Genomic DNA, 25,642 nt, shown 5'->3' with positions numbered 1-25,642 from the left:
TGGCACATGGAGGGGAAAAGCATGAATGCAGTAAATGCGTTGTTTCAGCCCGTAAGCGGGGACCTGACCGTTCAGTATGCGCCGCGGGAAGACACCGTGCTGTACGAAAATCCGCCGCGCTTCACGTGGATTCCGGCCAAGCTGGAGGATGACCGGTACGTCTTGGAGATTTCATCTTCCCCGGAGTTTCGGCAGGAAACGACGAAAAGATACGAGCCTATAGGATACAACTTTTTCACGCCGGACGAGGCCTTGGAGCCGGGCGATTATTACTGGCGGTACGCGCTGCTTGAAGCGGAAGGAGGCACGGGTGGGCAATCCGAATGGAGCGTCGCGGCGGGAGGGCAGTCCGAATGGAGCGTCGTGCGCGCCTTCCATGTACCGGCGGGACTGCCCGAGACGCCGCTGGCTTCGGCGGCGGACCGTTACCGCCGGGTGCAGAGCGGCCACCCGAGGCTGTGGCTGCAGCCGGGCGAAATCGACGCGTGCCGCGGCAGCATCGCGGAGGATGCGGAGGGCACCGGGTGGCGCGCGTTTTACGAGCATTCCGTCAAGCCATGGCTGACGCGCGAGCTGATCGCGGAACCGGGGCCGTATCCGGGCCATCGGCGGACGGCCGCGTTATGGCGGGAAAGTTATCTGGCCTGCCAGGAGGTGCTGTACGCCATCCGGCATCTGAGCATCGCGGGCGTCGTGCTGCAGGATGCCGATGTGCTTGCCAAAGCGAAAGCGTGGCTGCTGCACGCCGCCTCCTGGGACCCGGAAGGGCCGACAAGCCGGGATTATAACGATGAAGCCGCCTTTCGGATCGCGGGAGCGCTTGCCTGGGGATATGACTGGCTGCACGATCAGCTGACCGAAAGCGAACGGCAGACGGTGCGCGGGCGGCTGCTGCGCAGAACGGAGCAGGTGGCCGACCACGTGATCAAACGCTCGAAAATCCATCACATCCCGTACGACAGCCATGCGGTCCGTTCCTTGTCTTCGGTGCTTGTCCCCTGCTGCATCGCGCTGTTCGACGACGAGCCGCAGGCGAAGGCGTGGCTGGATTATACGGTCGAATATTATTACACGCTGTTTTCCCCATGGGGCGGCGCCGACGGCGGCTGGGCCGAGGGTCCGCATTACTGGACGACGGGCATGGCTTATTTGACCGAAGCGCTTGATCTGCTGAAGAACTTTGCCGGATTAAACGTGTTCGAGCGGCCTTTTTTCCGCCATACCGGCGATTTTCCGCTCTACTGCTACAGCCCGACGACATCTACCCGGACGTCGTTCGGCGACAACTCGACGCTGGGGGACGACATCATCAAAAAGGTCGGTTACAATATGCGCCAGTACGCCGGGATCACGGGGAACGGCTGGTACCAGTGGTATTACGAGCAGCTGAAGGACCGGAATCCGGAAGCGGACCGGATGTTTTACAATTACGGCTGGTGGGATTTTCATTACGACGATTTGCTTTATTACCGCAATTATCCCCGGGTTCAAGCCGTGGAGCCGTCCGACATCGAGCCGGTCAAATGGTTTCGCGACGTCGGCTGGGTAGCGATGCATCACCGGATGCACGATCCGCAGGAGCAGATTTCTTTGGTCGCCAAAAGCAGCCGTTACGGCTCGGTCAGCCACAGCCACGGGGACCAGGGCGCGTTTATGCTGCATGCATACGGCGAACCGCTGGCGGTGGAAAGCGGCTATTACGTCGCCTTTAACAGCTCCATGCATTTGCATTGGCGCAGGCAGACGAGATCGAAAAACGCCATTTTGATCGACGGCCAAGGGCAGTTCGCCGACATGAACAAGGCGCTGAACATCGCGGCCAAAGGCGAGGTTGAAGACGCGCGCCAAGGCAAGGATTACGCGTACGTCCGCATGAACCCGACGCAGGCGTATCAGGAACATGTTCCTTATTTGAAGCAGTACAGGCGGGAAATTTATTTTGTGCAAAACGCGTATTTCGTCGTCGTCGACGCCGTCGATCTGGAGCGGCCGGGCCGGGTGCAATGGCTGTTCCATACGCTGCGCAAAATGGATTTGCGCGGGCAATCCTTTCACGTGAACGGCAAACGGGCGCTGATGGAGGGGCGGTTCATCTTCAGCTCGTCGGGCGAGCTGGCGCTCAGCCAAACGAATGAATTTGCCGGCGTCGATCCGGCGGAAATCGAAGGGCTCGACAAGCATTGGCATCTGACGGCCGAAACGAAGGAAGCGTCGTCGCACCGGATCGCCACGCTTTTGCTGCCGAAACGGCTCGATGAACGCGGCAAGTACGTTTCTTATTTTATGGACGACCAAGGGTTCAGCTATAATTTGTATCTTACCGATAACGGCAAAACGTTTAAGATCGAAATCCCGAAGGCGTTTTAACGGCTACGAAGCGATCGAAGCGGCCACTTGCCGCGAGCAAACTGAAGGAGGAGGCATTCCTATGAGCAATATCGGCGTATGGGAAGACGCGGAGCCTGGCGTTAGACGCAAAATCATGCCGCCCGGGGCTTCGCTAATGATGATGGAGGTTCATTTTGAGGAAGGGGCGGAAGGCTACGAGCATGCCCACCCGCATGAACAGCTGTCCTACTGCCTGAAAGGGCGGGTCGAATTTACGATTGACGGGGACAAACGGGTCATTTCAGCCGGCGAAACGATCGTCATTCCCGGCGGAGCAAGGCACGGCGCCAAGGCGCTGGAGCCAAGCGCGCTGCTCGATTGCTTCACGCCGCTGCGGACGGACTTGATCAAAACCTAAAGCCTTTGGAAACGGCTGCATAACCTCATCCGCGCAAGGACAATCTAAACGGGAAAGGTTTGCATTTCCTTGCGAAGGAGAATTCACCGTGGCAGAACAACGTTCATCGGCGAAGACGATCGTGGCGATCGGCTCGATTCCGCTCATTATGACGCTGGGCAACTCCATGCTTATTCCGATCCTGCCCAAAATGAGGTCCGAGCTTCATATTTCTTCCTTCCAGGCCAGCTTGACCATCACCGTTTTTTCGATTGTGGCGGCTTTAGCCATCCCGATCCTGGGGTATTTGTCCGACCGGCTTTCCCGAAAAGCGATCATCCTTCCGGCGCTGCTGCTTTACGGCATCGGAGGCGTCCTTGCCGGACTTGGGGCAGCGATGTTTTCGCATCCCTTCATGTGGATTATGATCGGACGAACGCTTCAAGGCATCGGCGCGGCGGGGACGACTCCGATTGCCATGGCGCTGGCGGGCGACTTGTTCCGGGGGGCCGAGGGAAGCAGGGTTTTGGGGCTGGTGGAGGCGTCCAACGGCATGGGCAAGGTCGTATCCCCGATCCTCGGCTCGCTGATCGCTCTGGTCGTCTGGTACGGCGTGTTTTTTGCATTTCCGGTCGTTATGCTTGCGTCTCTAATTTTAACCTGGTTATTCATCAAAGAGAAAAAAACCGAAAAGGAGCCGCCGCCCTTTAAAAAGTACATTCACGGATTGGCGAGCGTGTTCAAGCATGAGGGCCGTTGGCTGTTTACGGCCTATCTGGCCGGCGCGACGTGCCTGTTTGCGCTGTTCGGCATCCTGTTTTTCCTGTCGGACGTACTGGAGAAACCCCACAACATCGTGGGTGTCGTAAAAGGGCTTGTGCTCGCCATCCCGCTGCTCGTGATGTGCACGACCTCCTACATTACCGGCAGCAAAATCGGCGAAAACAAGAGGCTGATGAAAAGGCTCATAGTCCTCGGGTTTGCCCTGATGACCGTGTCGTACGTGCTTTTGTCATTTATCGGGCATTTGACGCTGTTCATCTCGATTCTCGCCGTCAGCAGCTTGGGCACGGGGCTCGTACTGCCATGCATCAACAGCTTTATTACGAAAGCCGTCGGCAAAGAAAGAAGGGGTTTTGTCACCTCTTTGTACGGTTCGGTCCGTTTCTTCGGCGTGGCGGCCGGCCCGCCGCTGTTCGGGTGGATGATGGGCTGGTCGCGTCTGGGCATGTTTTTGTCCATCGCCGGGCTGACGTTTTTGGTCGGGCTGCTGGCGCTGTTCATGATCCGGGTGAATCAAGGCGATCAGGAAGGAACGCCGTCCGGCGGCGGACGCTTTGAATCGAAGCGGAAATTGCCCGTCGGCCTGCTGAAGCCGGTTCGCGGAAGATAGGCGGTTATTTTTTGCCGCTCCGCCAGGCGAATCCGTACCGCGGTCTAATGCGTGGCCGGGAGGAACGCAGCATCCAGTTGATGATCCGCGTGGACACCATTTGGCAGGCGATGGCGAGAATGATGATTTTCCAGTCGATGATCAAGGCCGTCAGGCCGAATATAAACCCGTTCATCCAAAACAGGGATGTGCCGGGTTTTATTTTTTTATACTTGTAAATCGCCAGGGCGGCGAACCCGATCCCCCCGTTGGACACCCTTTGCTTCATAAGCGTGGCTACGCCTGTCCCAAGAAAAACCGAACCGATGAGCAGGTCGATCCATACGTTGGGATACGGCTGTTTAACGTACACTTCGAAAAAATTGACGGCAACCGACGTGACCGTGATGACATAAATCGTCCCGACGGTGCTGGTGTTGCCGAGGTAGGGGGCGGTGCAAATCAAAAAGATAAAGTTCGCGAACCAGAAGCCGAGACTCATCGGCATGCCGAACGCGTAATTCAACAGAACCGCAATCCCCGATCCGCCGCCGGAGGGAATGTCGTGGGGGAACAAAAACACGGCCATGGCAAAACCTTGCACGATCGAACCGGCGGTGATCAGAAACCATTTTTTGAGAAGCTTCCGGTAAAACAAAGCCTTATGGGGGCCGGAGAGCATCGTCATTTTCACGGGCTATCATCCTTCTGAACATGATAAAAGCAGACAAGGCCTACCGCTAATATCCTATGCTTGTCTAGGGAAGGGAATGCCGGGAAATTTTATCGCAAGCCGGTTTCATCGGGGTCAAAGCCCGCCGGATTCGCGCGTCGGGTGGGTATACACCTCCACCAATTCCGCTTTCCCCACATACGATAAGAAATATCAAGGACAACGGTTTAACCTGCTTGAGCGATATTTCTTACCCGTTATGAGGGAGCGGTGATGAATATGATGCGGAAGGTCGAAGCTGAAATCAGCCGTTATCTATCCCGGATTCGGTCCGGGCAGCGGCATGACGGGGCATGGGCATACGATTGCGAAACCGGCCCGATGACGGATGCGGTGATCCTTCTGCTCAGCGCCCTTTTTCCGGACGAAACCAAGCTGATGCGGCGGCTGGCGGGGCGGCTTGCCCGGACGCAGGCGCCGGGAGGCGAATGGAAGCAATACGGCGACGATGACGGCCATTTGTCCTCCACCGTCGAAGCTTAAGCCAAGCCGGGCGGTCCGCAAGGCCGAACGGTACATGCTGGAGCGGATCGAAGGCGACGGAACGTTGTACAGCTACGCAAGCGCCACGTTTTTTATGATCTACGCGCTGCTGGGGCTCGGTTATCGGCCGGATTCTCCCGTGATATCCCAGAGGCTGTTCGATTGCGAACAGTCTTTTTTTCGGGATTTAAACGCATGCCGTACGAATGGTTCGTTTACAGGATGTTTTCGGGACCGGACAGGGGTAGGTTTAAAGAAACAAGCGGTTGAGCCGGACTACACGGGCAGGATTACGGCCTGCCGAAGGAGAAATAGGATGAGCCGAAGCATGGGGCGCTCATGCTGAAGGAACCTTTTTGTAGGAGGCAGGGAAAACTTTATGAAACTTGAAACCGACCGCTTGATCCTGCAAACGCTCGATCTGGATCTGATCGATGCGGCAGCGAAACGGGATGTACGGGCGATTGAGGCGTTAGGATATAAAACGAGCGGCGAATGGCCGGGACAGGACTTCTACGAGGCGCTGCCTTTTTTTCGGGAGCTGCTTGTCAAACATAACGGAACCCGCGGATTCGATTCCTGGATCGTCGTGACGAAGGAAGATCGGGAAATCGTAGGGGGCATCGGCTTTTTGGGCGAACCGGACGAAGACGGCATGATTGAGATCGGTTTTGCGACAAACGAAAGCCAGCAGCGGAAAGGCTACTGCCACGAGGCCGCGTCGGAGTTATTGGCATGGGCGGCAAGCCAGGACGAGGTCAAAAAGGTGACCGCCAGATGCGAGCCGGGAAATACCGCGTCCCGGAAGGTGCTTGAGAAGCTGGGATTTCGCATCGATCGCTCGGACGAGGAATTCATTCACTGGTCGTATCTCGGAGATAACTAGAACTGCACATCTATGAAAAAGGAAAAACCGGTACCTTGAGGGTCCGGTTTTTCGCATTTTACGAGAGTATGATCGATTGAGTATTAGGATTTTGGCGAGATTATGTTCAACAGATTTTCCGGAATCCTAAACGGCTGGTTGTCGATGAGCAGCTGAAAATCCTCTTTGCCGTCGGATTGGTTGGCCCTTTTGATGTCCTCCATCTCGTGATGAAGCTGCTCCATCGTCGTATCCAGCTCATAGGCGGTGTCCGCCGCTTTTTTCAGATCGTCGATCAAACGCTGCGGAACGGTTTCGTAGTATTTGTAGAAGATTTTATGTTCCAGGCTCGCCCAGAAGTCCATGGCAATGGTGCGGATCTGGATTTCAACGCAAATGGATTCCTCGTGATCCGACATGAACACGGGGACTTCGACGATCATATGAAGGCTTTTGTAGCCGTTTGGTTTCGGATTTTTAATGTAGTCCTTGACGGAAAGGGTCTTCAAATCGTTTTGGTTTTGCAGCATCGCGCTGATTCTGTAAATGTCGGAAATAAAAGAGCAGGTAATCCGTATGCCCGCGATGTCGCGGATGGTCTCCTTGATTTCTTCGAGGGAGCTTGCCCCGCCTTTGCGCATCAGCTTCTTCAAAATGCTCTCCGGCGATTTCAAACGGGATTTGGTATGCTCGATCGGATTGTAATCATGCAGCATTTGGAATTCTTCCTGCAAAATTTTGATTTTCGTCTCCACTTCCTGCAAAGCGAACTTATATTTCATCATAAAACGTTTAAGCTCTTTTTGGATCATTCGCATTTGTTCAATCGGATTGTCTGCCATTGGAATACCGTCCTTCTGTACATATTCGACATATTCAGTATGAAGCTTTTCGGAGAAGTCTGTCAAATGATGGATTGGTTCCGGCAGCGGCCGACCGTCCTTGTCGAATTCCGGCTCCATCCGGCGTTTCCTGTTCCTGCCATAGCCCCTTTTCCCTAGGAAAAAAGATCCTTAAATTCTCTGAAATTAAATTTTATAGTGATAACAAACATATATAAAAAAATTTCAAAATTTAATTTTACGAGATTTTAACAAAGGTAGGGGAGGAAGGTTAACATCCCGGCGGTATACTTTTTTTCTGATGTGGTTCTATGCAACACCCGAATTCTGGCGGAAGAGGAAGAATAGGAGGAATGATAGAATGGTCAGGAAAAGGACGCAAAAAATATGGTCTTCGCTGCTGAGCGGCGCGCTGCTAATGTCGGTGTTCATGCCGGCCCAGCAGGCGCTGGCGGGAAACGCGGGCGCGGCGGCGTTCGGTACGGTCGTTGACGAGAGGCGGGCCGAGATCGGACCGGGCGCGATGTATACGTGGAGGGACATGAAGCTGGACAGGGGGTTGGAAAAGCTCCATATGGTCGAGTTTGATCCGAAAAATGCGGCGTTAACGCTGGAGCCGGGCCTGACGGACGGCAAAGTGTACGGCATGCAGGGCGTCAGCAAAATGGCGAGCGACGCGGACCAACCGGGGAACCGGGTGATCGCGGGGATCAACGGCGATTTTTACGATATGTCGAACGGGGTTCCGCTCGGCATGTTCATGGGCGGCGGCAAAATGCTCGTCAGCCCACCGGACGACTGGTATGCATTCGGCTTGAAGACGGATGGCACGACGCTGTACGGACCGAGTCCCAGCCTGACCAAGTCGCTCACGATCGGCGGGAAGACGGCCCAGCTCAGCTCGATAAACCGAACCCGCGGGAACCAGGACCTGGTGCTGTATACGCCGGATTTTTCCGCCACCACGATGACGAATGATTTGGGGGACGAAGTTGTTTTGGACGTCGTTAATGGCGAGGCGAAAAGCGGGCAGACGCTGCAGCTGAAAGTGGAGAGCATCCATAAGAACAAAGGGAATACGCCGATTGGGGACGGCAAGGTCGTGTTGTCCGCTTCGGGCGCGAAGCGCGACATGCTCTCGGGGCTTCAAGTCGGAGATGAGGCAAACGTCAGCCTGCAGCTCGGCGGCGAGTGGAGCGACGTTACGATGGCGATCGGCGGGTCGGCGCTGCTTGTCAAAGATGGACAGGTTCAGCCGAACACCGATCCTGCGGCGCATCCCCGTACGGCGATCGGGACGAAAGCGGACGGCTCGGTTGTGCTGCTCGAAATCGACGGCCGTCAGCCGGGATTCAGCGAAGGCGTCACGCTGGCCGAGCTGGCGCAGCTTATGAAGGACATGGGCGTCGTGAACGCCCTGAACCTGGACGGCGGCGGATCGTCTACCTTTATTGCCAGGATGCCGGGAGATACCCAGAGGAAACTGCTTAATTCGCCTTCGGACGGCGGGGAGCGCAAAACCGCAAACGGGATCTTGCTCGTGAACAAAGCTCCCGAGGGAGCGGCGGACAAGCTGTCCGTTCAGCCGCAGCTGCAGCGCGTGCTCGCCGGCTCGGCGGTTTCCTTCAAAGCGGCGGCGGTGGATGCGAACCTCCATCCGGCAGCCTTCAGCGGGACGCTGCAGTGGAGCGTGGCTCCGAAGATCGGCGCGATCGACGATCAAGGCGTATTTACGGCCGGTTCGGGAGCGGGCATGGCGGACGTTTCCGCGACATCGGGCGCGCTTAGCGGAGAAGCGAAAGTCGAGGTGGTGGATACGCTGACGGAGCTTTCTTTTGGGGATGCGGTAAAAAGCTTCGCGCCGGGCAAGTCGGAAAAGCTCAACGTGACGGCGCTGCGGAACGGTCAGGTCATTCAGGCGGATAACGGCCAGCTCGAATGGCGCGTGGAAGGGCCGATCGGATCGATCGACGCAAACGGCGTTTTTACGGCGACCGACCAAACGGAGCAAAGCGGCAAAATTTTTGTCGGCTACAAAGGAGTTGAGGCATCGGTGGACGTGAACATCGGATTGCCGCCGGTCATCCTGGAAGACTTTGAAAACGGATTGGACGCCTACCAGCCATCGGCCGGAGCCCAGTTCAAAACGTCCAAGGTCAGCATCGAAACGAACGAGGACCTGGTGCGATTCGGCAAGGGCTCGCTGAAGCTGGAGTATGATTTTACCGGCATGCCGGGCACGTCGGGCGCGTATTTGCAAACCAAAAACGCCCCGATTGCGATTCCGGGTTATCCGGAGAAAATCAGCATGTGGGTATACGGGGACGGCAAGGGCCATTGGCTGCGTGCGCAGCTGCGCGACAGCAAAGGGACGATTGCGCTGGATTTGACGAAGGAAGGCATCGGCGTCGACTGGGTTGGCTGGAAGTACGTTGAAGCCGATGTGCCTAAGGGCAGAACACTGCCGCTGACGATGGACATGCCTGTGCGGTACATGGAAACGTCGGGGGCGAAAAAAGACGCCGGCGCCATCTACGTGGATCAAATCCGGGCGTTGTACGGCCCGGCCGAAGACGACCTGGAGCCACCGGTGCTCAAAAACTTCTCGCCGGCCGAGGGAGAAACGGTTCATACGAACCAGCCGGTCATGAAGGTGTACGCCGAAGATGCCGGATACGACCCGGCGCAGCATCCGGGCACGACCTTGATCGACCCCGATTCGATCCGTTTTGACGTGGACGGGGTCCGGGTGCGGCATACGCTGTATCCGCCGGAAGGACGAATATATTATACGCCGGCCACGCCGCTTGCAGACGGGGTCCATCAGGCGCAGGTGTCGGTCAAGGATTTGTCCGGCAACCGGACGACTGAGGCGTGGACGTTCAACGTGGATACCGGCTCTTCCAAAATTGCGTATGATACGCCCAAGGTCGTTTATGCCGGAAATTCGTATTCGGTCGATATCAAAGGCGTTAAAGCTTCGGACTTGAAAAGCGGGCAAATCAAGCTTGCGTTTGATCCGTCGAGAGTGGAAAACCTAAGGTTCGCGCCGGGGAAAAAGCTGAATGCTTCCCAAGTGCAGGCGGATATCGACACTAGCACGGGAACGGTCGTTGTGACGATGGACAGGCTTAACGAATCGTCGTTGACCGATCAGGATCTCATTGGACAAATCCAATACGACGTGAAAAAGGATGCGACGGGCGAAAATACGATCCGGTTCGTGTCCGGCACCGTTTCGTTCGTCAGCACGGGAGGCGTGAGCTATACGTTTTTTGGTTTGCCGCTGTCCTCGATTATCAAGAGCGGACTGTCCCTGTCCTGGAACGAGGACGGAAACATTCAAGGATACGAGACGGTGTTCCAGGTCAAAGAGGAATCCGGCGCACCCGTAGAAGGAGCGCAAATTTCGGCCGACGGCAATCCGGTCGGAACGACGGACGCGCAGGGGCAGCTGAAAACGAAGGCGCTGACGTCCACCGTGAAGACGTACAAGGTGCAGGCGGCCAAAGGCGGCATGTACAGCCCGGTGGCGGAATTTAAGGTTTCCCCGCTTTCCGGCACGGAGACGCCGTACAACATCAACGTCAGCATGGGCGCCGACCCGACCGCTTCGAGAGGATTCACCTGGCACACCCATCCGGGAACGGAGCCGAGCGTCGTCGAATTCGCAAAGCAGTCGGAGTTCAACGGATTTGATCAAGCGAACGTGAAAAAGGCGGATGGCACAAGTTATTTGTACCAAACGGTGGATCTCGGTACCGTGCGGGTGCACAAGGCGGCCGTCGACGGCCTGGAACCGGGCGCCGTTTACGTTTATCGCGTAGGGGACGGCCAAGGCCATTACAGCCCGCAAGGGACCTTCAAAACCGCCGAAGCTTCCGGGGATCATACGAGCTTTTTGTATTTTGCCGATTCCCAGGCAGGTGACCAGAAGGGGTTCCAGCTGTGGGGCAACACGGTGAAAAAAGCGCTCGAAAATACGCCTGACGCCGAATTTATGGTGCATGTCGGAGATATGGTCGACAAAGGTTTTAACGAGCAGGAATGGAAATGGTGGTTCGGCGAAGCGCAGGAAGCGTTCCTGAACACGACGCTCGTCGGGGCGATCGGCAACCATGAGGTGATGGGCACGAAGGAAAACAACGATTTCCTGGCCCACTTCAATCAGCCGGGGAACGGGCTGGACAGCTTGAAGGGAAGCCAATTTTCTTTTGATTACAAAAACATTCATTTTATCGTCCTGAACAGCGAATACCGATACGAAGAGCAGCAGCAGTGGCTGGAAAAGGATTTGGCGGCGACGACAAAGCCGTGGAAAATCGCGATTTTCCACCGCGGCCCGTACGGCAGCATCTACGATACGGCCGAAATCCGGCGGCTGTGGGCGCCGGTGCTTGAAAAACACGGGGTCGATCTCGTGCTGAACGGCCATGATCATATTTATTTGCGGACCTACCCGATGATGGACAATACAATCGTGGAAGACGGCCAAGGCACGACGTACGTCGTTGCCGGTTCGACGGGGCCGAAGTTTTATTCGCTGACGAAGCGGGATTGGCAGCGGATCACGGACGACGAAGCGACGCAAATGTACGCCTCGGTCGAAGTCGACGGGGAGCAGCTCAAGTTCGTGACGAAAACGGTAGGCGGACGGATCGTCGACCAATTCAAGCTGTCCAAAACGGCGATCGCTCCGGAAAGCGTCGAAATCAAGGAGCAGGACGTGAAACTCGCCGTCGGCGAAACCCGCCGGCTTACCGCGCAGGTGAAACCGGAGCAGGCGACGGATAAAAGCGTCACCTGGTCCGTGTACAGCGCCGACCCTGCGGATCAAGAGGCGGTGAGCGTCTCCGCCGAGGGGCTCGTTACGGCCAAGGCTTTGGGAACGGCGGTCGTCAGGGCGACAAGCACCGCCGATCGGAACGTACACGGAGATACGACGATTACCGTCGGTCGGGTGCCGGAAGGCATGATCGAATCCATCCTATTGCAAGGAAAAGACAACCTGAAAGTCGGCGAGACCGATCAGACCGTGACGGAAGCGGTCTACCAGGATGGCACACGGATTCCACTGCTGGACGGCGTCTCTTATGACAGCAGCCGCAAGGATGTCGCATCCGTCAATGAACGGGGCATGGTGACGGCATTGGCGGAAGGAACGACGGTCATTTCGGCCACTTATGAGGCATTCCATGCTGAATATGTCTTGAACGTCCGGGCACCAGGGAATCCTGGCGGAGGCGACGGCAATGGGGGAGGAAACGCCGGCGGCAATCACGGCAACGATGGTAGCGGCCCTAACGGAGGCGGCGGCAAGCCGGATCCGGTAACGCCTCCTAAAAATACAGGAAAGTGGAGCGTATCGGAAAGCGAGCTGTCCGCGCTTGTCGCCAAAGGCGACGTTTCCTTCTCGACGGACCAGCCTTTCGAGGAGCTGATTCTCCCCGGCAGCGCGGGTGCGCTGCTTCAAAATAAACCTGTACGTATTGAGGCGGGCAATGTCTCGCTGACGCTTCCGGCATCCGTACTTCAAGATTTAAGCGAGCTGATCCCCGAAGGACAGCGGCAAGGAAGCCAAATCAAATTCAGCGTGAACCGGATGTCCGGCGGCGAACAAGCGAAGCACATCGCGGCAGCCGAGCATGAATCGGGCGCTTCGCTCCGCGCCGGCAGCGATATGCTGAAATTTAGCCTGAGCATCACCGTGAAGGACGGCAAAATCTATTCGCTGACCGATTTGAAGCAGCCGATCACGTTGACGCTGCCGGTTTCATCGGGCGTGAATCCGAAGCTTTCCGGCATCTATGGCCTGGCCGGCTCAGGCAAGCTGAGCTATTTCGGAGGGGCGTTGGCAAGCGGTCATCTGACATCCGAAATATCCAGTCTTGATCCTGCCTATGCCGTGTTGGAATACCGCAAAAACTTTGCGGATACGGCAAATCATTGGGCGGCGGAGGTCATTCAAGAGCTGGCGGCGAAACATCTGATCGAAGGGATCGACGCCGGCCGGTTTGCGCCGAACCAGCCGGTGACCCGCGCGGAAATGGCCGCCATGCTCGTACGCTTGCTGCACCTGAAGGGCAGCGGCACGACGCCGTTTTCCGACGTGGCCGCGGATCAGTGGTACGCGGAGGCCGTATCGGCGGCGGTGCAAGCCGGGATCGTGCAGGGCGTAAGCGAGAACAGCTTCGCGCCGAACGCTTTGATCAAGCGCCAGGAAGCGGCGGCCATGATCGCCCGCGCGTATAAGCTGGCAGGTGGAGCTTCCGCATCCGGCGGTTCCGCCGGCAAGGCCGCGTTTAACGACGTCGCCTCTTCGCCGGCTTGGGTACAGGAAGCGGTGCAGGAGGTTTACGCTTCGGGACTGATGCAAGGGCAATCGCCGCAGCGCTTTAATCCGACAGGGGCGGCGACCCGGGCGGAAAGCGCGCAAATCATCTACAATTTGCTGGGCAAGCTGACGCAAGTCACTCCATAAAAAAGGCGGCAGGACCCGATTCGGGTTCTGCCGTTTTTTAATGGTATAAGAGAGTATATCTGTCGGAGCCTCTACTTGCCTTTACCGCAACCAACTTTTCATCTGCATAAATAAGTTGCTTCAGGATCGACATAAAGTTGTAGACTAGCTTGGGGATTCAACGGGCAGATCGTTGAGGCACCCTCTCTGTTTGGCTTATGCAGTTCATTTATCCTTTGAATGGGAATGAATAACATACGTACCGGAATGTTCAAAAAGGATATTCATTTGTAGTAGAATGAGATCTATACGGCAATATAAAGGGTCTAACAGGGAGTGATAGCACTTGGAAGATTTTATGTTCACAGGCGAAAAGATTTCTATAAGACCGTTCACTCAAGAGGATGTAGACGCAAGATTAAAGTTGCAAACGGAAAACCGTCATTTTTTTGAAATGTACTCGATGACCCGACAAGATAATTATTATACGGTCGAAGGTCAACGAGAGTTGATTGAAGAGTATGATAACAATTTTAAAAACGATCAAGAATATAACTTTGGAATTTTTACGACGGCCGAGAAAAAATTGATAGGCACAATTAGTCTGTTTCAGGTTATACGAGGCTCTCTTCAAAGTGCGTTCATTGGATACTTTATAGACAAGGAGAATAATGGAAAAGGGTATGCGACCGAGGCTGTCAAATGGATCGTCGAATTTGCATTCACCAATTTAAATTTACATCGTATAGAAGCTGGTGTAATGCCCCATAACCTCGGCTCGATTCGAGTGTTGGAAAAAGCGGGATTTCATAAAGAAGGCCTAGCGGTAAAAAACGTAAAGATCAATGGGAAATGGGAAGATCATCAGGTTTTAGCCATTATTAACCCGAATGATTAAACCGGCGATTGTGGAGCGTAATATTATAAAGATGATCGAATTTTTTTATAAAAGAATGAGTCAATCGAAAATACGAAGTGCGTGTTTTGATCAAGCCTTTTTTCAAAACACGCTTTTTCTATTTGCTCATATATCTTTGTCGAAAACGCAGGATCATTAAGAAAAACAGCTATACGAATGATTAAGGTTGTCGAGAAAATTCTCGATAGCTATTTTTATGCCACACTCGTAACGTGACACAAACCCGGGGACAACATGCTGGACAGCTGGTTCCGCTATCGCTTCATCAGCGTATCTCAGGGCCATTGCTTGAGCAATTCGCGCAAACGCAGCTATTTCGATTTCTCCCTTTTCTTTGTAGTAATGCCATAAAAGCTAATAAAACTGTAAAAAAACAGCATCTCTTTGTAGAGTTTTTGTATATTTCCTTGTGATAAAGTGAATGGGTTGTAGCCATACGTCCTAGGACGTTGGTTGTAGACGATACAGCACGTATTTTGGTCTAGAAGGAAGTGTTGCTTCATGGCAAGAGTGATTTGTGTTACTTCAGGTAAGGGCGGGGTAGGTAAAACGACGATTACGGCCAACTTGGGGACGGCGCTTGCTTGCTTGGGACAAAAGGTCTGTGTGATCGATGCGGATTACGGCCTGCGCAACTTGGACATTCCGCTCGGGTTAAGCAGCCGATTGAACTATGATATTTCGGATTTTATGGCCGGACGATGCGGTTTGCATCAAGTGATCATCCCGGACAAACGACTATCGAACCTCTCGTTTGTCTCCTGCACCGCGAGCGCCGATCATCACGAAGATCCGGGGTTGTTTCGGGATGTGGTCCATTACATCGCCCACAACTATGATTATGTACTGATTGATTCTCCTGCAGGGATCGAAAGCGGATTCCGCAACGCCTCTTACGCCGCCGACGAAGCGATCATCGTCACGACGCCCAACCGGACGGCGCTTCAGGACGCCGATCGCGTCATCGGGTTGCTGGGCGACCTGATCGATTCCCCTCCGCAGCTTATCGTTAATATGTCGGATGATCCGGCCGAGCGGGACTTAAACCTTGAAGATATCGTGAATATTCTCAATATCGGTCTCATTGGAGTTATACGGATGGACGTGGATATCATACGTTCCGTAGCCCGAGGAATTCCGATTGCCCTTGATCCCGAGCAGGAAAGCGGACGCCGTTTCCGCCAGATCGCACAAAATCTCATAACCAATGAGCAGGAAAGGATATTTTCCGAGAAGCCGCAAAAGAAGCGCAAGCATCTCTTTTCCTTTACCAAAGGACTGTGGTGGGGGCAGAGCAATTCGGTTTGATTGGAAGAGGGAAAGAACCGGGCTTTAAAAAGGGTGATATGCCCATAGCAGGTTTTGGGAGATTTTTGTCGAATATTAAAGTTGAAATGATGAAAAAAATATCTTGTTATTTATACATTTATGTAAATAAATACAATTTTAATTGGATCATGAGTGGTTATGAACGACTATTTTTCAGGTTCTCTACTTGAAAAATCGGAGTCGCACCCTGTGGGGGGCGTGGATTGAAATGTCTACCCGTGGTTTAACCGATTATGAATGATGTCGCACCCTGTGCGGGTGCGTGGATTGAAATATCGAAATCATTACATCTCGATTAAGCCGAAGACGGCGCACCCTATGCGGGTGCGCGAAAAAATATCCTGGCTGGGTCAGTCATCCATCAGAATTAGAGTCAACCCCAACGCGGGTGTGTGGATTGAAACAACAGCTCCGACAAAAACGCCAACGCCAGCCCCTGTCCCCAGCCTTGAATCCGTTTGTCGGGCACGCCTTTGTAGCCCGCGGCGTCTTTCATGACGGCCGTGCCGGCGGAAACGCCGGTGACGGTGCCGTCGTCTGTAATTTTGGGGAGGATGCCGTCGATCGATTTTTGCGTGTATTTGTTGTAGATCCGGCCTTTGGTCAAAATCGCGGTCGCAATGCCGGCGGAGCCGGACGTTTCGAGCGGGGAATCCGGGTCGCCCACGATCGTATGCCACAGCCCGGAATCGTCCTGCAGCCGGACGAGGCTGCTGAGCTGGTCGCGCAGCGAACCTTCGATGATCATGAAGGACGGGTGCGTGACCGGCACCAGCTCCAGCGCCCGGGCCATCGTCAAGGCCGCCCAGGCGTTGCCCCGCGCCCAGAAGACGCCGGACATGTGATGGCCCGCGATGTTGTCCCAGCCGTGGTAGTACAGATTCGTGGCCGGGTCTTGCAGCACGTTTTCATGGCCGTGATATTGCCTCAGGCCGTCCTCGAAATAATCGTCGCGCTGCAGCGCCGCCCCGATCCGGAGCAGGAAATACCCGGCCATAAACATCGTATCGACCCATGCCTGTTCCGGGAAATTGTACGTCTCCGAGTTGACGGTGTGCTGAAAAATCCCGTCGCCGAAGCGGACGGCTTCATGCGTCAAATATTCGGCCATCTCCTGCGCCGTCTTCATGTACCTTTCATCGTTATACGCCTCGTACAGCGTAAGCAGCGAATGCCCGATGGAAACGCCGTTCACCGAAAGTTTGGGCAGGCCGTCCTCCATGTTTTCGTCGACCCAGGCCTTTAGCGGCTCCAGGTATTCGATTTTTCCCGTAGCTTTGTACGCCTCGCAGACGCCGTAAAAGGCGACGCCCCCCGGCCAGTCCCAGCTGAAATCCATCCGGAACGTGCGGTCCACCACGCGGTCGATCGTTTCAAGAATTTGTTTTTCGTCAAATACGAGTGCCGGCATATCGTTTGTGCCCCTTTCAAGATTGGTTTCGTCGCTTGCGGAATACATTCGTTTTTCCATACGGAAGCCCCCTGCCAGATCAGCCTTTCAGCCCGGTAGTGCTGATCCCCTCAACGATATATTTTTGAAAAATAAAGAAGACGATGACGACCGGCAGCAGCGACAGCGTCGCCATGGCGAACATGCCGCCCCAGTTGTTCAGGGATTCGCCGTCCAGGAACAGCTTGAGCGCCAGGGACACCGGATATTTTTCCGGGCTGTTCAAATAAATGAGCGGGTTGATGAAATCGTCCCAGCGCCAGTAAAAGGAGAAGATCGAACTCGTAATAAGCGCCGGCCCGATCAGCGGCAGGACCACCCGGTAGAAGACGCCGTATTTGCTGCAGCCGTCGATTTTGGCGGCTTCGTCGAGCTCCTTCGGAATCGTCCGGATAAACTGCATGATCAGGAAGATGAAAAACGGCGTCCCGAAAAAATGCGGGATGATCAGCGGTTTGAACGAAGACAGCCAGCCGAACTTGGCGAACATGACATATTGCGGCACGATGACAACGTCATGCGGCAGCATCATGGTGGCCATCATGCAGGCGAACCAGAACTTTTGCCCGAAAAACTTCGTCCTGGCGAGCCCGAAGGCGACGAGAGCCGAAGAAGCCACTGCGCCGATGGTGGAAAGGATGACGATGATAAAGGAATTTTTGAAAAAGGTCGCAAACGTCGTGCCGCCGAAACCTTTGAAGCCGGATGCATAGTTGGAAAACTCGAGTCGGCTCGGGATCAGGCTGTAGGAGGTCGTGAAAATTTCGTCGTTTGGCTTCAGGGAACTGGCGACCAGCCATAGGATCGGGTAGATCATCAGCAGGGCGAACACCGTGACCAGCACGTGATAGAGGATGCGTTTCGGTTTCGACATGGCCATGGCTCTAATCTCCCTTCGTTTCGTAGTGAACCCAGCGGGTTGAAGATTTGAAGATCAGCATTGTCAGCACGCCGACGATGATCAGCATGATCCAGGCCAAGGCCGAGGCGTAACCCATCTCGAAATGCGAAAACGCCTTGCGGTACAAATAAAGCGAATACAGCAGCGTTTGATCGAGCGGACCGCCTTCCCCGCGGGAAATGATGTATGCCGGCGTAAACGTCATGAACGCGGAGATCGTTTGCAGCGTCAGGTTGAACAGGATGATCGGGCTCAGCATCGGCAGCGTGATGTTGAAAAAACGGCGACCCGCGTTCGCCCCGTCGACGCTGGCCGCTTCGTAATAGTCTTTCGGGATGTTTTTCAGCCCGGCCAAAAAGATGATCATCGACGAGCCGAACTGCCAGGTGGATAAGGCGATCAAAGTCCACAACGCGGTGCTCGGATTGCCGATCCACGAGGTGGAGGACGGGATGCCGATCAGCGTCAGGAAGGAATTGATCAGACCCTTGTCCCCGAAAATTTGCTGCCACATGATCGATACCGCCACGCTGCCGCCGATGAGGGAGGGCAGGTAAAAAGCGGAACGGTATAATCCGACGGCGCGGGTTGCCGTGTTCAGCACCATCGCGACGAGCAAGGCGAAAATGAGGCGCAACGGCACGCTCCCGAGCACGTACGTAAACGTGACTTGAAACGATTTGGCGACTTTTTCGTCGTCCATAAACATCCGTTTGTAGTTATCGAAGCCGAGCCATCTCGGCGCCTCCATCAGGTTATAATCCGTGAAGGAGTAATACAGCGAAGACAAAACCGGATACAGCGTAAAGATCAAAAAGCCAAGCACGAACGGGGCGGTGAAAACATAACCGGTAATGTGCTCGTTATCCCGCAGCTTTCTCATAACGTCAACTCCTAGGCTCACAAGTTCAGGACTTTGCATGCGAAAATCCTTGTATACTTCGATTATAGAAACGGGGACGGGCGGGGGTAATGGATAAAACCGGGCAGTTTGTTCAAAAAGCAGAGGTATGGAAAAGCCGGAACGACCTATATCCGCACATAAAAGAGGCCGAAAAACCGCCGCCGGTTTTCGGCACTCTTTTTTTGGACGCTGCGTTACTTCTGGCTTCGGGCCAAAATGGCGTTCGCCTCTTTGCGGAACTCGGCGGCCGCTTGATCGATGGCGATTTTTTTGAACAGGATCTTTTCGCTCAAATCGCGCAGCAGCTTTTCGATTTCGACCGAGCCGATCGGGTTCGGCGGATCCATCGGGCTGCTGTTCGATTCGGCCCACGTTACGTAATCAAAAATTTTCGCTTCGTTTTCCGTCAAATTCGGCTTCAGCGCCTCTTTGACCTTGGAGGAGACCGGAACGCCGCGTTCGCCTTTGATCAGCTGGTTCGCCTCGAGATCGTTGATGAAAAAGCTGATGAATTTCGCCGCCTCTTCTTTTTGCTTGGACGATTCCGAAACGGCGAAGTACATGGAAGGCTTCAGGAACAGGCCTTCTTTCGTTCCCGGACCGGGCATCGGATTCAGCTCGAGCGGACGGTCCTTCACCAGGTTGGCGACGGCCAGGAACTGGTTGGACCAGCCGTTGCCGGATACGGAGTGGCCGAGCAGAATTTCGTCCTCTTCGGCGACGCCTTTTTTCTGGGCTTCCTTATCCAGGGACAAAATATAGCCGTTGTCGTACCACTTTTGGTAACGGGTGAAGTAATCGATAAACGGCTTGTCGTCGGCGTAACCAAGCGTCTTGCCGTCCTCGCTGTACATTTTTTGGCCGATGGTTCTCAGGTAATAAGGGAAGAACACCTCATGATGGTATGCGAATCCGCCGATCTGGAGTCCTTTGGCCTTGGCCTGGGCGCCCAACTTGTCCATGTCGTCCCAGGTCCAGTCTTTCGAAGGGATATCGATGCCGTTTTTCTTCATCGTCTCCACGTCGAACGTCGTTTGCAGCGCATTGACGCCGAGATTCATCGCCACCAGCTTGCCGCCCACTTCCCCGCCTTTCAGCGCGTTTTCGCTCACGTCTTTGACGTCCAGCACGCCGCTGTCCGTAAAAGGCTTCAAATCCGCCAATTGGTTGCGACCGGCATACTGGCTCAAATACGAAATGTCCATCTGGATGATGTCGGGAAGCCCTCCGGCCACCGCTTGCGGGGCGAGCTTTTTCCAGTAGTCGTCGAAAGGCGCGTATTCCGCTTCGATCGTGACGTTCGGATTTTTTTCTTCGTACATTTTGATGACTTTTAGCGTGTAGTCGTGTCTGGATTGGCCGCCCCACCAGGCGATGCGGAGCTTGACCGGATCTTTTTTCTCGTCAGCTTTTTCCCCGGCGGCCGCTTGGGTTCCCGAATTCGGCTTATCCGCCGTTTCGCTCGGCTTATCCGCCGTTCCTCCCGAACAACCGATGAGGCTGCCCATCAAGGAAAACAGCAGTACGGCAGTCAACGTTTTTCTCATCGTTTTTCCTCCCCTTATGTCGAACCGTTTCTTTGGACTGATTGTGCTTACAAGTTCATTATCGTTATTTGCCGTCGGCGGGGTAAGGAAAAAAACCGACCTGTTTGTTTAAAAAGCAGAGTTGTGGCACGCCGGGGATTTCCTGGTTTTTTGGGCGGGAACGACAGACTGAGAAATCGAAATGCAGCCGATGGGTTGTATGTACAACCTCAGGCGCAACCGGTCGCTCCTTGGATCATCCGTTTGGCATGTCCTAAAGCGAAAAAGCTTTGCGGATATACTCGGACGGCGTACAGCCAACCTGTTTTTTAAACACTTGGCTGAAATATTGGGGATTGTCGCCGAAGCCGAGCCTTTCGGCCATTTCGAATATTTTGACGTCCGGATCGGCGGCCATCAGTTCCGTTGCCCGCTGGATTCGGATGCGCATCACGTAATTGGAGAACTTTTCCCCGGTTTCTTTTTTGAACAGCTTGCCGAGATAATCGGCGTTCATGTACAGCATATCATGGGCGACCATGTTGAGGGACAGGTCGGAGTTCCCAAGCTGCTCTTCCACGATGTCGATTACCTTCCTGACGATCGCGTTGCATTTGCCTGCGTTTCGTTCGCCGTTGCGGCGCGCGACCTCTTTGACGGATTCATCGAGAAAGGAATGGATCGCCTGCAGCGATTCCATCTCGGCGATTTCGGGAATGCGTTTGTACGCTTCGTTCAACCGTTCCGGATCAGCCACCCGGATCAGCGAGGCATATTGCTGAATGGCGCAGGACTTAGCCATGTCGATGCCGAGCTGGGCGCGTTTCATTTCGGCGATGAGCTCGGACAAGGCCTGCGCCGCCTCCTCGATGCGGCCGGAACGGGCCGGAAGGATGAGACGTTCTTCGTCAAAGAAAAATTCGCCTGTTTCTCCGCATGGAAGGGGGGCGTCTTGTTTCGTAATGATGCCGCTTTCGTCCAGATAGAACCGGTAATCCAGGCACTTCAGCGTTTCGCGGTACAGCTTCCGGGCTTGCGCCATGGGGCCGGAATCGCTGACGGCAATGGTCATGCCCATTTTATAGTAAAGGCTGAAGGTATGCCGGATCTCCTGAAGGCGCTGATGAAAAAGGTCTTGGTCCTTCGGGTCGGCAATCAGGATCAGCACATGGTCGCCGATCGTCGTGCTCAGCAGCGTCGTCTGCAGCAAGTCTTCGGCAATGTTTTTGGCGGCAAATGGGTGCTCGGAATCCGCTTCGCCCTCAAGCCGGAAAAGCAGAAGCCGGATCGGATGATCGAAAGGATAGGGAAACAGTCCGCGGTATTCCTCCAGGTCTCGTGTTCCGTAGGTTTTGTTCGTGACGAATTCTTTCAGCACCTGTTCCTTGACATGGGGGATGAATTTCTCGAAACGGTGCTTCATATCGCGGATGAAGGTTTCCCTGCCGCGCTGCAGGTCCAGCTCCTCGGTCACTTCCTTGAGCGCCTCGGCGATTTTGACCTCGTCGGTCGGTTTGAGCAAATAATGTTTGACGCCGTACTGCATGGCGCGGTTCGCGTATTCGAATTCCCCGTAGCCGGACAGCAGCACGAATTTGACGGCGGGGTGGGAGGCATGGGTTTTGGCGACAAGCTCCAGCCCGTCCAGGCCCGGCATCCGAATGTCGCTGACGACGATATCCGGGGCGGCCTCGGCGATTTTTTCGTAAGCCTGGATCCCGTTCTGCGCGGTTCCGATCAGCTTCGTCCGGAATGCGGGCCAATCGACCATTTGGGATATGCCGTCCAAAATGATTCTTTCGTCGTCAACCAGAAGCACTTTATACATCGCTTAGCCCTCCAATTCTTTTGGCAACTTGATGATGACGCGCGTTCCTTGGCCGGGGGCGCTGTCGATTTCCACGCCGTAAGGCTCTCCGAAGGCAAACCGGATCCGCTCGTCAATATTCAACAGGCCGATTCCGTTTCCTGCCGCCACAAGCTCGCCTTTTTGCAGCAATTCCAGCGTATCCGGAGCCATGCCCGGACCGTCGTCCTCGACGACCAGGCAGAAGGCGTCCTTTTCATAACGGCTGTAAATAGCGATCGTGCACGCATCGACCGAAGGCTCCAGCGCATAGTGGACCGCGTTTTCGAGCAGCGGCTGCAGCGTCAGCTTAGGGATTTTGCGCGAAAGCTCCTTGTCCTCGACGTCAAGCCGGAAAGACAGCCTGTCCTCGAACCGGAATTTTTGGATCGTCACGTAATTCCGGACCATTTCCAGCTCCTCCGCAAGCGACAGGACCGGTTCCTTTAAGCTGACGGCATTGCGGAGCAAAAAGGCCAGCGCCTGAACCATTTGCGAAATGCGGGTTTGTTTGTTGATCTTCGCCATCCAGTTGATGGATTCCAGCGTGTTATACAAAAAATGCGGATTGATTTGGGCCTGCAGCGCCTTGAATTCGGTCTCCTTGATCAGCAGCCGGCTGGCATAGTTTTCCGTGATCAGCGCGTTGATCCGCTCGACCATCAGGCGGAAGGTCCGGTGCAGCAGCCCGAGCTCATCCATGGCCGGCGGCTCCTGGTCGGTGGCAAGCACGTTCGCTTCGGCGAAATTGCCTTTTTCGGCCAGCTTCATGCGGGCGATCAGGTTTTCGATCGGACGGGTCAAGCCGCGGGAGAAGCGGATTCCCCACAAAATCGCCACGGCAAAAATGAGAATAAAGACGATGACGGCAAGCTCTTTAATAAAAACGATTTGCTTGAAAATCCGGTTGAACGGCGTCACGTTCAAGTAGGTCCAGCCCGTCTCCGCCGAGCGATTGTAGGCGATGAAATAGGTTTGGTTTTCGATTTCTTGGGTGAAGTATCCGCTCCCGGATAACAGGGAGTCCTGAACGGCGGCCGGATCGAAGTGAGGTTCGGAGGGATAAATCGGATCGGTGCCCGCGGTCATGACAAGATCCCCTTCCTCGCCAGCCATCTCATGGACGATCCGGTCCATGTTGATCCGCAGAAAAACCGTGCCGATTTCCTTCAGGTCAAACAACGTCCCGGAATAGGAACGGACGTCCCGCGACAGGATGAGGGCCGGATCGGAAGCGTCCGGATACGTCCATCGGGCTTCGCCATTGGCTTCCGCGGCAATCCGCAAGATGGCGGCCCGTTTGTCCGGGGGGATCGGGATAACGCTGCCGAGATCCTGCTGAACTCCGTAAGCGTCCACGACATGGATGGAATAGAGGGACGGTTCGGAGCCGACGTAATTGAGCAGCCGGTCGACCAGCCGCTTGCGCAGGATGAGGCGGTCGTAGTCGGAATCGCTGGTTGCGATGGAACGGAGCAGGGACTGGACTTGGGTGTCGGTAACGATGCTGAAGGAAAGCTGCTCGATCCGCTCCAGCTCTTTTTCGATTGCGGAAGACGACAAATGCAGCACCTGCGAGGATTTTTGGTATAACTGCTCGTCATACACCGAAAAGGCATATTGCTGGACGAGGATCGCGAATGCGAACGTCATCGCCACGATAAAGGCGATCAGCAGGGAAAGTTTGTTTTTGATCTTCATATGCTTGAATGAGACAAGCCATTTCTGCACGCGATCTTCTCCCTATGATGTGGAATTTAGTACACATTATGTCACCGGGATGTAAACGCTGTCAATAATAGGATGCGCCTTGCGGATCGCAGGACCGGCGGCTCAAGGCTTGCGGGAGCTTGGGTTTAGGCCGCTGCCCTCTATTTTTTGAAGCAGATGAATAACGACAACAACAGACCTTGAAATGAATATAATAAAGACATGAAGCGATCGCGCTTGATATCTTTTTTCGCAAGCCGCAGATTTGACATTCCTAACTGTGTTTAGTATTATTACAGTAATCTTCGATTTTGTTATATATTCAATTACAGTTTGTATACACGATTAAGAGTGAGGCGGTGGAATGATGAAATTCGAAATTGGCGATTGGGTTCAAGGAAAGACGGTAGACGGAGAGTTTATTCACGGATACATTGAAACGGCGGACGCCCAGCGGGAAATCGTTCGAGTACGCGTCGTTCAATCGGATCATGAAGAAGCGGTCGGCAAAACGGTGTCCGTTCGCGGTTCATGGCTGAAGCTGCTGCCGGTGAATTCCCTGGAAGATCCGGATAATCTCGAAAGCCTGGTTGACCTTGCGTTGTCCACGATGGACGAAGTGTGGTTTCAGGAATTGACGGACCGCATGAAGCAATTGCGAAGCGATAAGGGAAAGGAAACCCGTGAAATTCCGTTTCGCGGCAAGCTGTCGAACCGTTGGGGCTTGTCGGGGAAAAAATCATAAACGCTTAGGAGGCGAAGCGCCGGATTTTTCCGGGCTTCGCTTTTTTTGTAAAAAGAAAACCATACGCTATGCGTATGGTTCAGGATAGCTTAAGCGTTGTATAAAAAAAATCCTCCGAAGTGTTAAGATAAATTCGGTTCGCCAACCAAATTTAAAACACGAGGAGGAGATCAGATGCCATCTGATGTGAACAGTTTAGCACATACAAAATGGAATTGTAAGTATCACATTGTGTTTGCGCCGAAGTACAGAAGACAAGTGATCTATGGGAAATTGAAAAGAGATATAGGAAAAATACTAAGACAATTATGTGAAAGAAAAGGTGTAGAAATTATAGAAGCAGAGGCATGTAAAGATCATATACACCTGCTGGTAAGTATACCGCCGAAAATAAGTGTGTCATCATTTATAGGGTATTTAAAGGGGAAAAGCAGCTTAATGATATTTGATCGCCATGCAAATTTGAAATATAAATATGGGAATCGAAAATTCTGGTGTAAAGGGTTTTATGTGGACACGGTAGGAAGAAACAAGAAAGTGATTGAAGAGTATATACGAAATCAGTTACAAGAAGACGTGGTTGCAGAACAAATGACGATGGAAGAGTATATAGATCCATTCACAGGAGAAGAAACAGGAAACAAACGAAAGAAGAAGAACTAGAAGACCCCTTAAGGGGTAGCCGAAAAAGTAGTGCGGTTGGCGAACGATTCAGTGCCCTTTTAGGGCTGGCCAGTAACAAAGGCTTTCAGCCGCAGAGCAAACCACCCGTTCACATGAACTGCACCCCAATAGTTAGACACCATCTAACTATTGGAGGTGCAGTTTTTAT

At 54.1% G+C, this 25,642-nt stretch carries 17 protein-coding genes and 1 pseudogene; 10 read left to right on the top strand and 8 right to left on the bottom strand.

What is annotated here, in order from left to right:
* Positions 1 to 21: 21 nt before the first annotated feature.
* The 3 genes from GQY55_RS19405 to GQY55_RS19395 all read left to right on the top strand — a co-directional run bounded on the left by GQY55_RS19405 (position 22) and on the right by GQY55_RS19395 (position 4,118).
* Positions 22 to 2,367, top strand: a complete 2,346-nt coding sequence (locus GQY55_RS19405) for a DUF4962 domain-containing protein (RefSeq protein ID WP_160043539.1) — start codon at positions 22 to 24, stop codon at positions 2,365 to 2,367.
* A gap of 61 nt (positions 2,368 to 2,428) precedes the next feature.
* On the top strand, positions 2,429 to 2,746 hold the full coding sequence (locus tag GQY55_RS19400; RefSeq protein ID WP_160043538.1) for a cupin domain-containing protein: 318 nt from the start codon (positions 2,429 to 2,431) through the stop codon (positions 2,744 to 2,746).
* Between the two features lie 148 nt (positions 2,747 to 2,894).
* Positions 2,895 to 4,118, top strand: a complete 1,224-nt coding sequence (locus tag GQY55_RS19395) for an MFS transporter (protein WP_160043682.1) — start codon at positions 2,895 to 2,897, stop codon at positions 4,116 to 4,118.
* A 4-nt stretch (positions 4,119 to 4,122) separates the two neighbouring features.
* Here GQY55_RS19395 and GQY55_RS19390 read toward each other — a convergent pair whose 3' ends face one another.
* On the bottom strand, positions 4,123 to 4,785 hold the full coding sequence (locus GQY55_RS19390) for a YitT family protein (protein ID WP_160043681.1): 663 nt from the start codon (positions 4,783 to 4,785) through the stop codon (positions 4,123 to 4,125).
* Positions 4,786 to 5,043: 258 nt separating this feature from the next.
* Here GQY55_RS19390 and GQY55_RS32115 point away from each other — a divergent pair.
* A pseudogene (locus GQY55_RS32115) lies at positions 5,044 to 5,470 on the top strand (hypothetical protein); the annotation flags it as partial.
* 222 nt (positions 5,471 to 5,692) lie between these two features.
* Positions 5,693 to 6,199 (top strand): GNAT family N-acetyltransferase, encoded by a 507-nt coding sequence (locus tag GQY55_RS19375; protein ID WP_160043535.1) that lies wholly within the window; start codon positions 5,693 to 5,695, stop codon positions 6,197 to 6,199.
* An 83-nt stretch (positions 6,200 to 6,282) separates the two neighbouring features.
* Here the strand turns inward: GQY55_RS19375 and GQY55_RS19370 are convergent, their stop codons facing one another.
* Entirely contained in the window at positions 6,283 to 7,020 is a 738-nt protein-coding gene (locus tag GQY55_RS19370) for a GTP pyrophosphokinase (protein WP_160043680.1), read from the bottom strand.
* 361 nt (positions 7,021 to 7,381) lie between these two features.
* On the opposite strand from GQY55_RS19370, the gene GQY55_RS19365 reads away from it, so the two are divergent.
* The 3 genes from GQY55_RS19365 to minD all read left to right on the top strand — a co-directional run bounded on the left by GQY55_RS19365 (position 7,382) and on the right by minD (position 15,707).
* Positions 7,382 to 13,501, top strand: a complete 6,120-nt coding sequence (locus tag GQY55_RS19365) for a phosphodiester glycosidase family protein (protein WP_160043534.1) — start codon at positions 7,382 to 7,384, stop codon at positions 13,499 to 13,501.
* 337 nt (positions 13,502 to 13,838) lie between these two features.
* Positions 13,839 to 14,378 (top strand): GNAT family N-acetyltransferase, encoded by a 540-nt coding sequence (locus tag GQY55_RS19360; protein ID WP_160043679.1) that lies wholly within the window; start codon positions 13,839 to 13,841, stop codon positions 14,376 to 14,378.
* Positions 14,379 to 14,900: 522 nt separating this feature from the next.
* Positions 14,901 to 15,707, top strand: coding sequence for a septum site-determining protein MinD (gene minD / locus GQY55_RS19355; RefSeq protein ID WP_160043533.1), 807 nt, complete (start codon positions 14,901 to 14,903; stop codon positions 15,705 to 15,707).
* Between the two features lie 394 nt (positions 15,708 to 16,101).
* Here the strand turns inward: minD and GQY55_RS19350 are convergent, their stop codons facing one another.
* The 6 genes from GQY55_RS19350 to GQY55_RS19325 all read right to left on the bottom strand — a co-directional run bounded on the left by GQY55_RS19350 (position 16,102) and on the right by GQY55_RS19325 (position 24,086).
* Positions 16,102 to 17,139, bottom strand: a complete 1,038-nt coding sequence (locus GQY55_RS19350) for a glycoside hydrolase family 88/105 protein (RefSeq protein WP_160043678.1) — start codon at positions 17,137 to 17,139, stop codon at positions 16,102 to 16,104.
* A 79-nt stretch (positions 17,140 to 17,218) separates the two neighbouring features.
* Entirely contained in the window at positions 17,219 to 18,052 is an 834-nt protein-coding gene (locus GQY55_RS19345; RefSeq protein ID WP_160043677.1) for a carbohydrate ABC transporter permease, read from the bottom strand.
* A 10-nt stretch (positions 18,053 to 18,062) separates the two neighbouring features.
* Entirely contained in the window at positions 18,063 to 18,962 is a 900-nt protein-coding gene (locus tag GQY55_RS19340) for a carbohydrate ABC transporter permease (protein WP_160043532.1), read from the bottom strand.
* 215 nt (positions 18,963 to 19,177) lie between these two features.
* Positions 19,178 to 20,530 carry an ABC transporter substrate-binding protein gene (locus GQY55_RS19335; protein ID WP_160043531.1) on the bottom strand — a complete coding sequence of 451 codons (1,353 nt, stop codon included), beginning with the start codon at positions 20,528 to 20,530 and terminating at the stop codon, positions 19,178 to 19,180.
* Positions 20,531 to 20,783: 253 nt separating this feature from the next.
* The gene (locus GQY55_RS19330; protein ID WP_160043530.1) at positions 20,784 to 22,337 is read right to left on the bottom strand and encodes a response regulator transcription factor; all 1,554 of its coding nucleotides are present in this window, start codon (positions 22,335 to 22,337) and stop codon (positions 20,784 to 20,786) included.
* A 3-nt stretch (positions 22,338 to 22,340) separates the two neighbouring features.
* Positions 22,341 to 24,086 carry a cache domain-containing sensor histidine kinase gene (locus tag GQY55_RS19325; RefSeq protein WP_160043529.1) on the bottom strand — a complete coding sequence of 582 codons (1,746 nt, stop codon included), beginning with the start codon at positions 24,084 to 24,086 and terminating at the stop codon, positions 22,341 to 22,343.
* A 346-nt stretch (positions 24,087 to 24,432) separates the two neighbouring features.
* Here GQY55_RS19325 and GQY55_RS19320 point away from each other — a divergent pair, with 346 nt between their 5' ends.
* Together GQY55_RS19320 and tnpA are read left to right on the top strand one after the other, a co-directional pair.
* Positions 24,433 to 24,810 (top strand): hypothetical protein, encoded by a 378-nt coding sequence (locus GQY55_RS19320; protein WP_212958499.1) that lies wholly within the window; start codon positions 24,433 to 24,435, stop codon positions 24,808 to 24,810.
* 174 nt (positions 24,811 to 24,984) lie between these two features.
* Entirely contained in the window at positions 24,985 to 25,473 is a 489-nt protein-coding gene (gene tnpA, locus GQY55_RS19315; RefSeq protein WP_160043527.1) for an IS200/IS605 family transposase, read from the top strand.
* Positions 25,474 to 25,642: the final 169 nt, after the last annotated feature.

This window comes from Paenibacillus sp. USDA918EY, assembly GCF_009870825.1.
GTDB lineage: Bacteria > Bacillota > Bacilli > Paenibacillales > Paenibacillaceae > Paenibacillus_AQ > Paenibacillus_AQ albilobatus.
The sequence above is the reverse complement of the archived record's forward strand: the minus strand, read 5'-3'. Positions and strand labels throughout refer to the sequence as shown.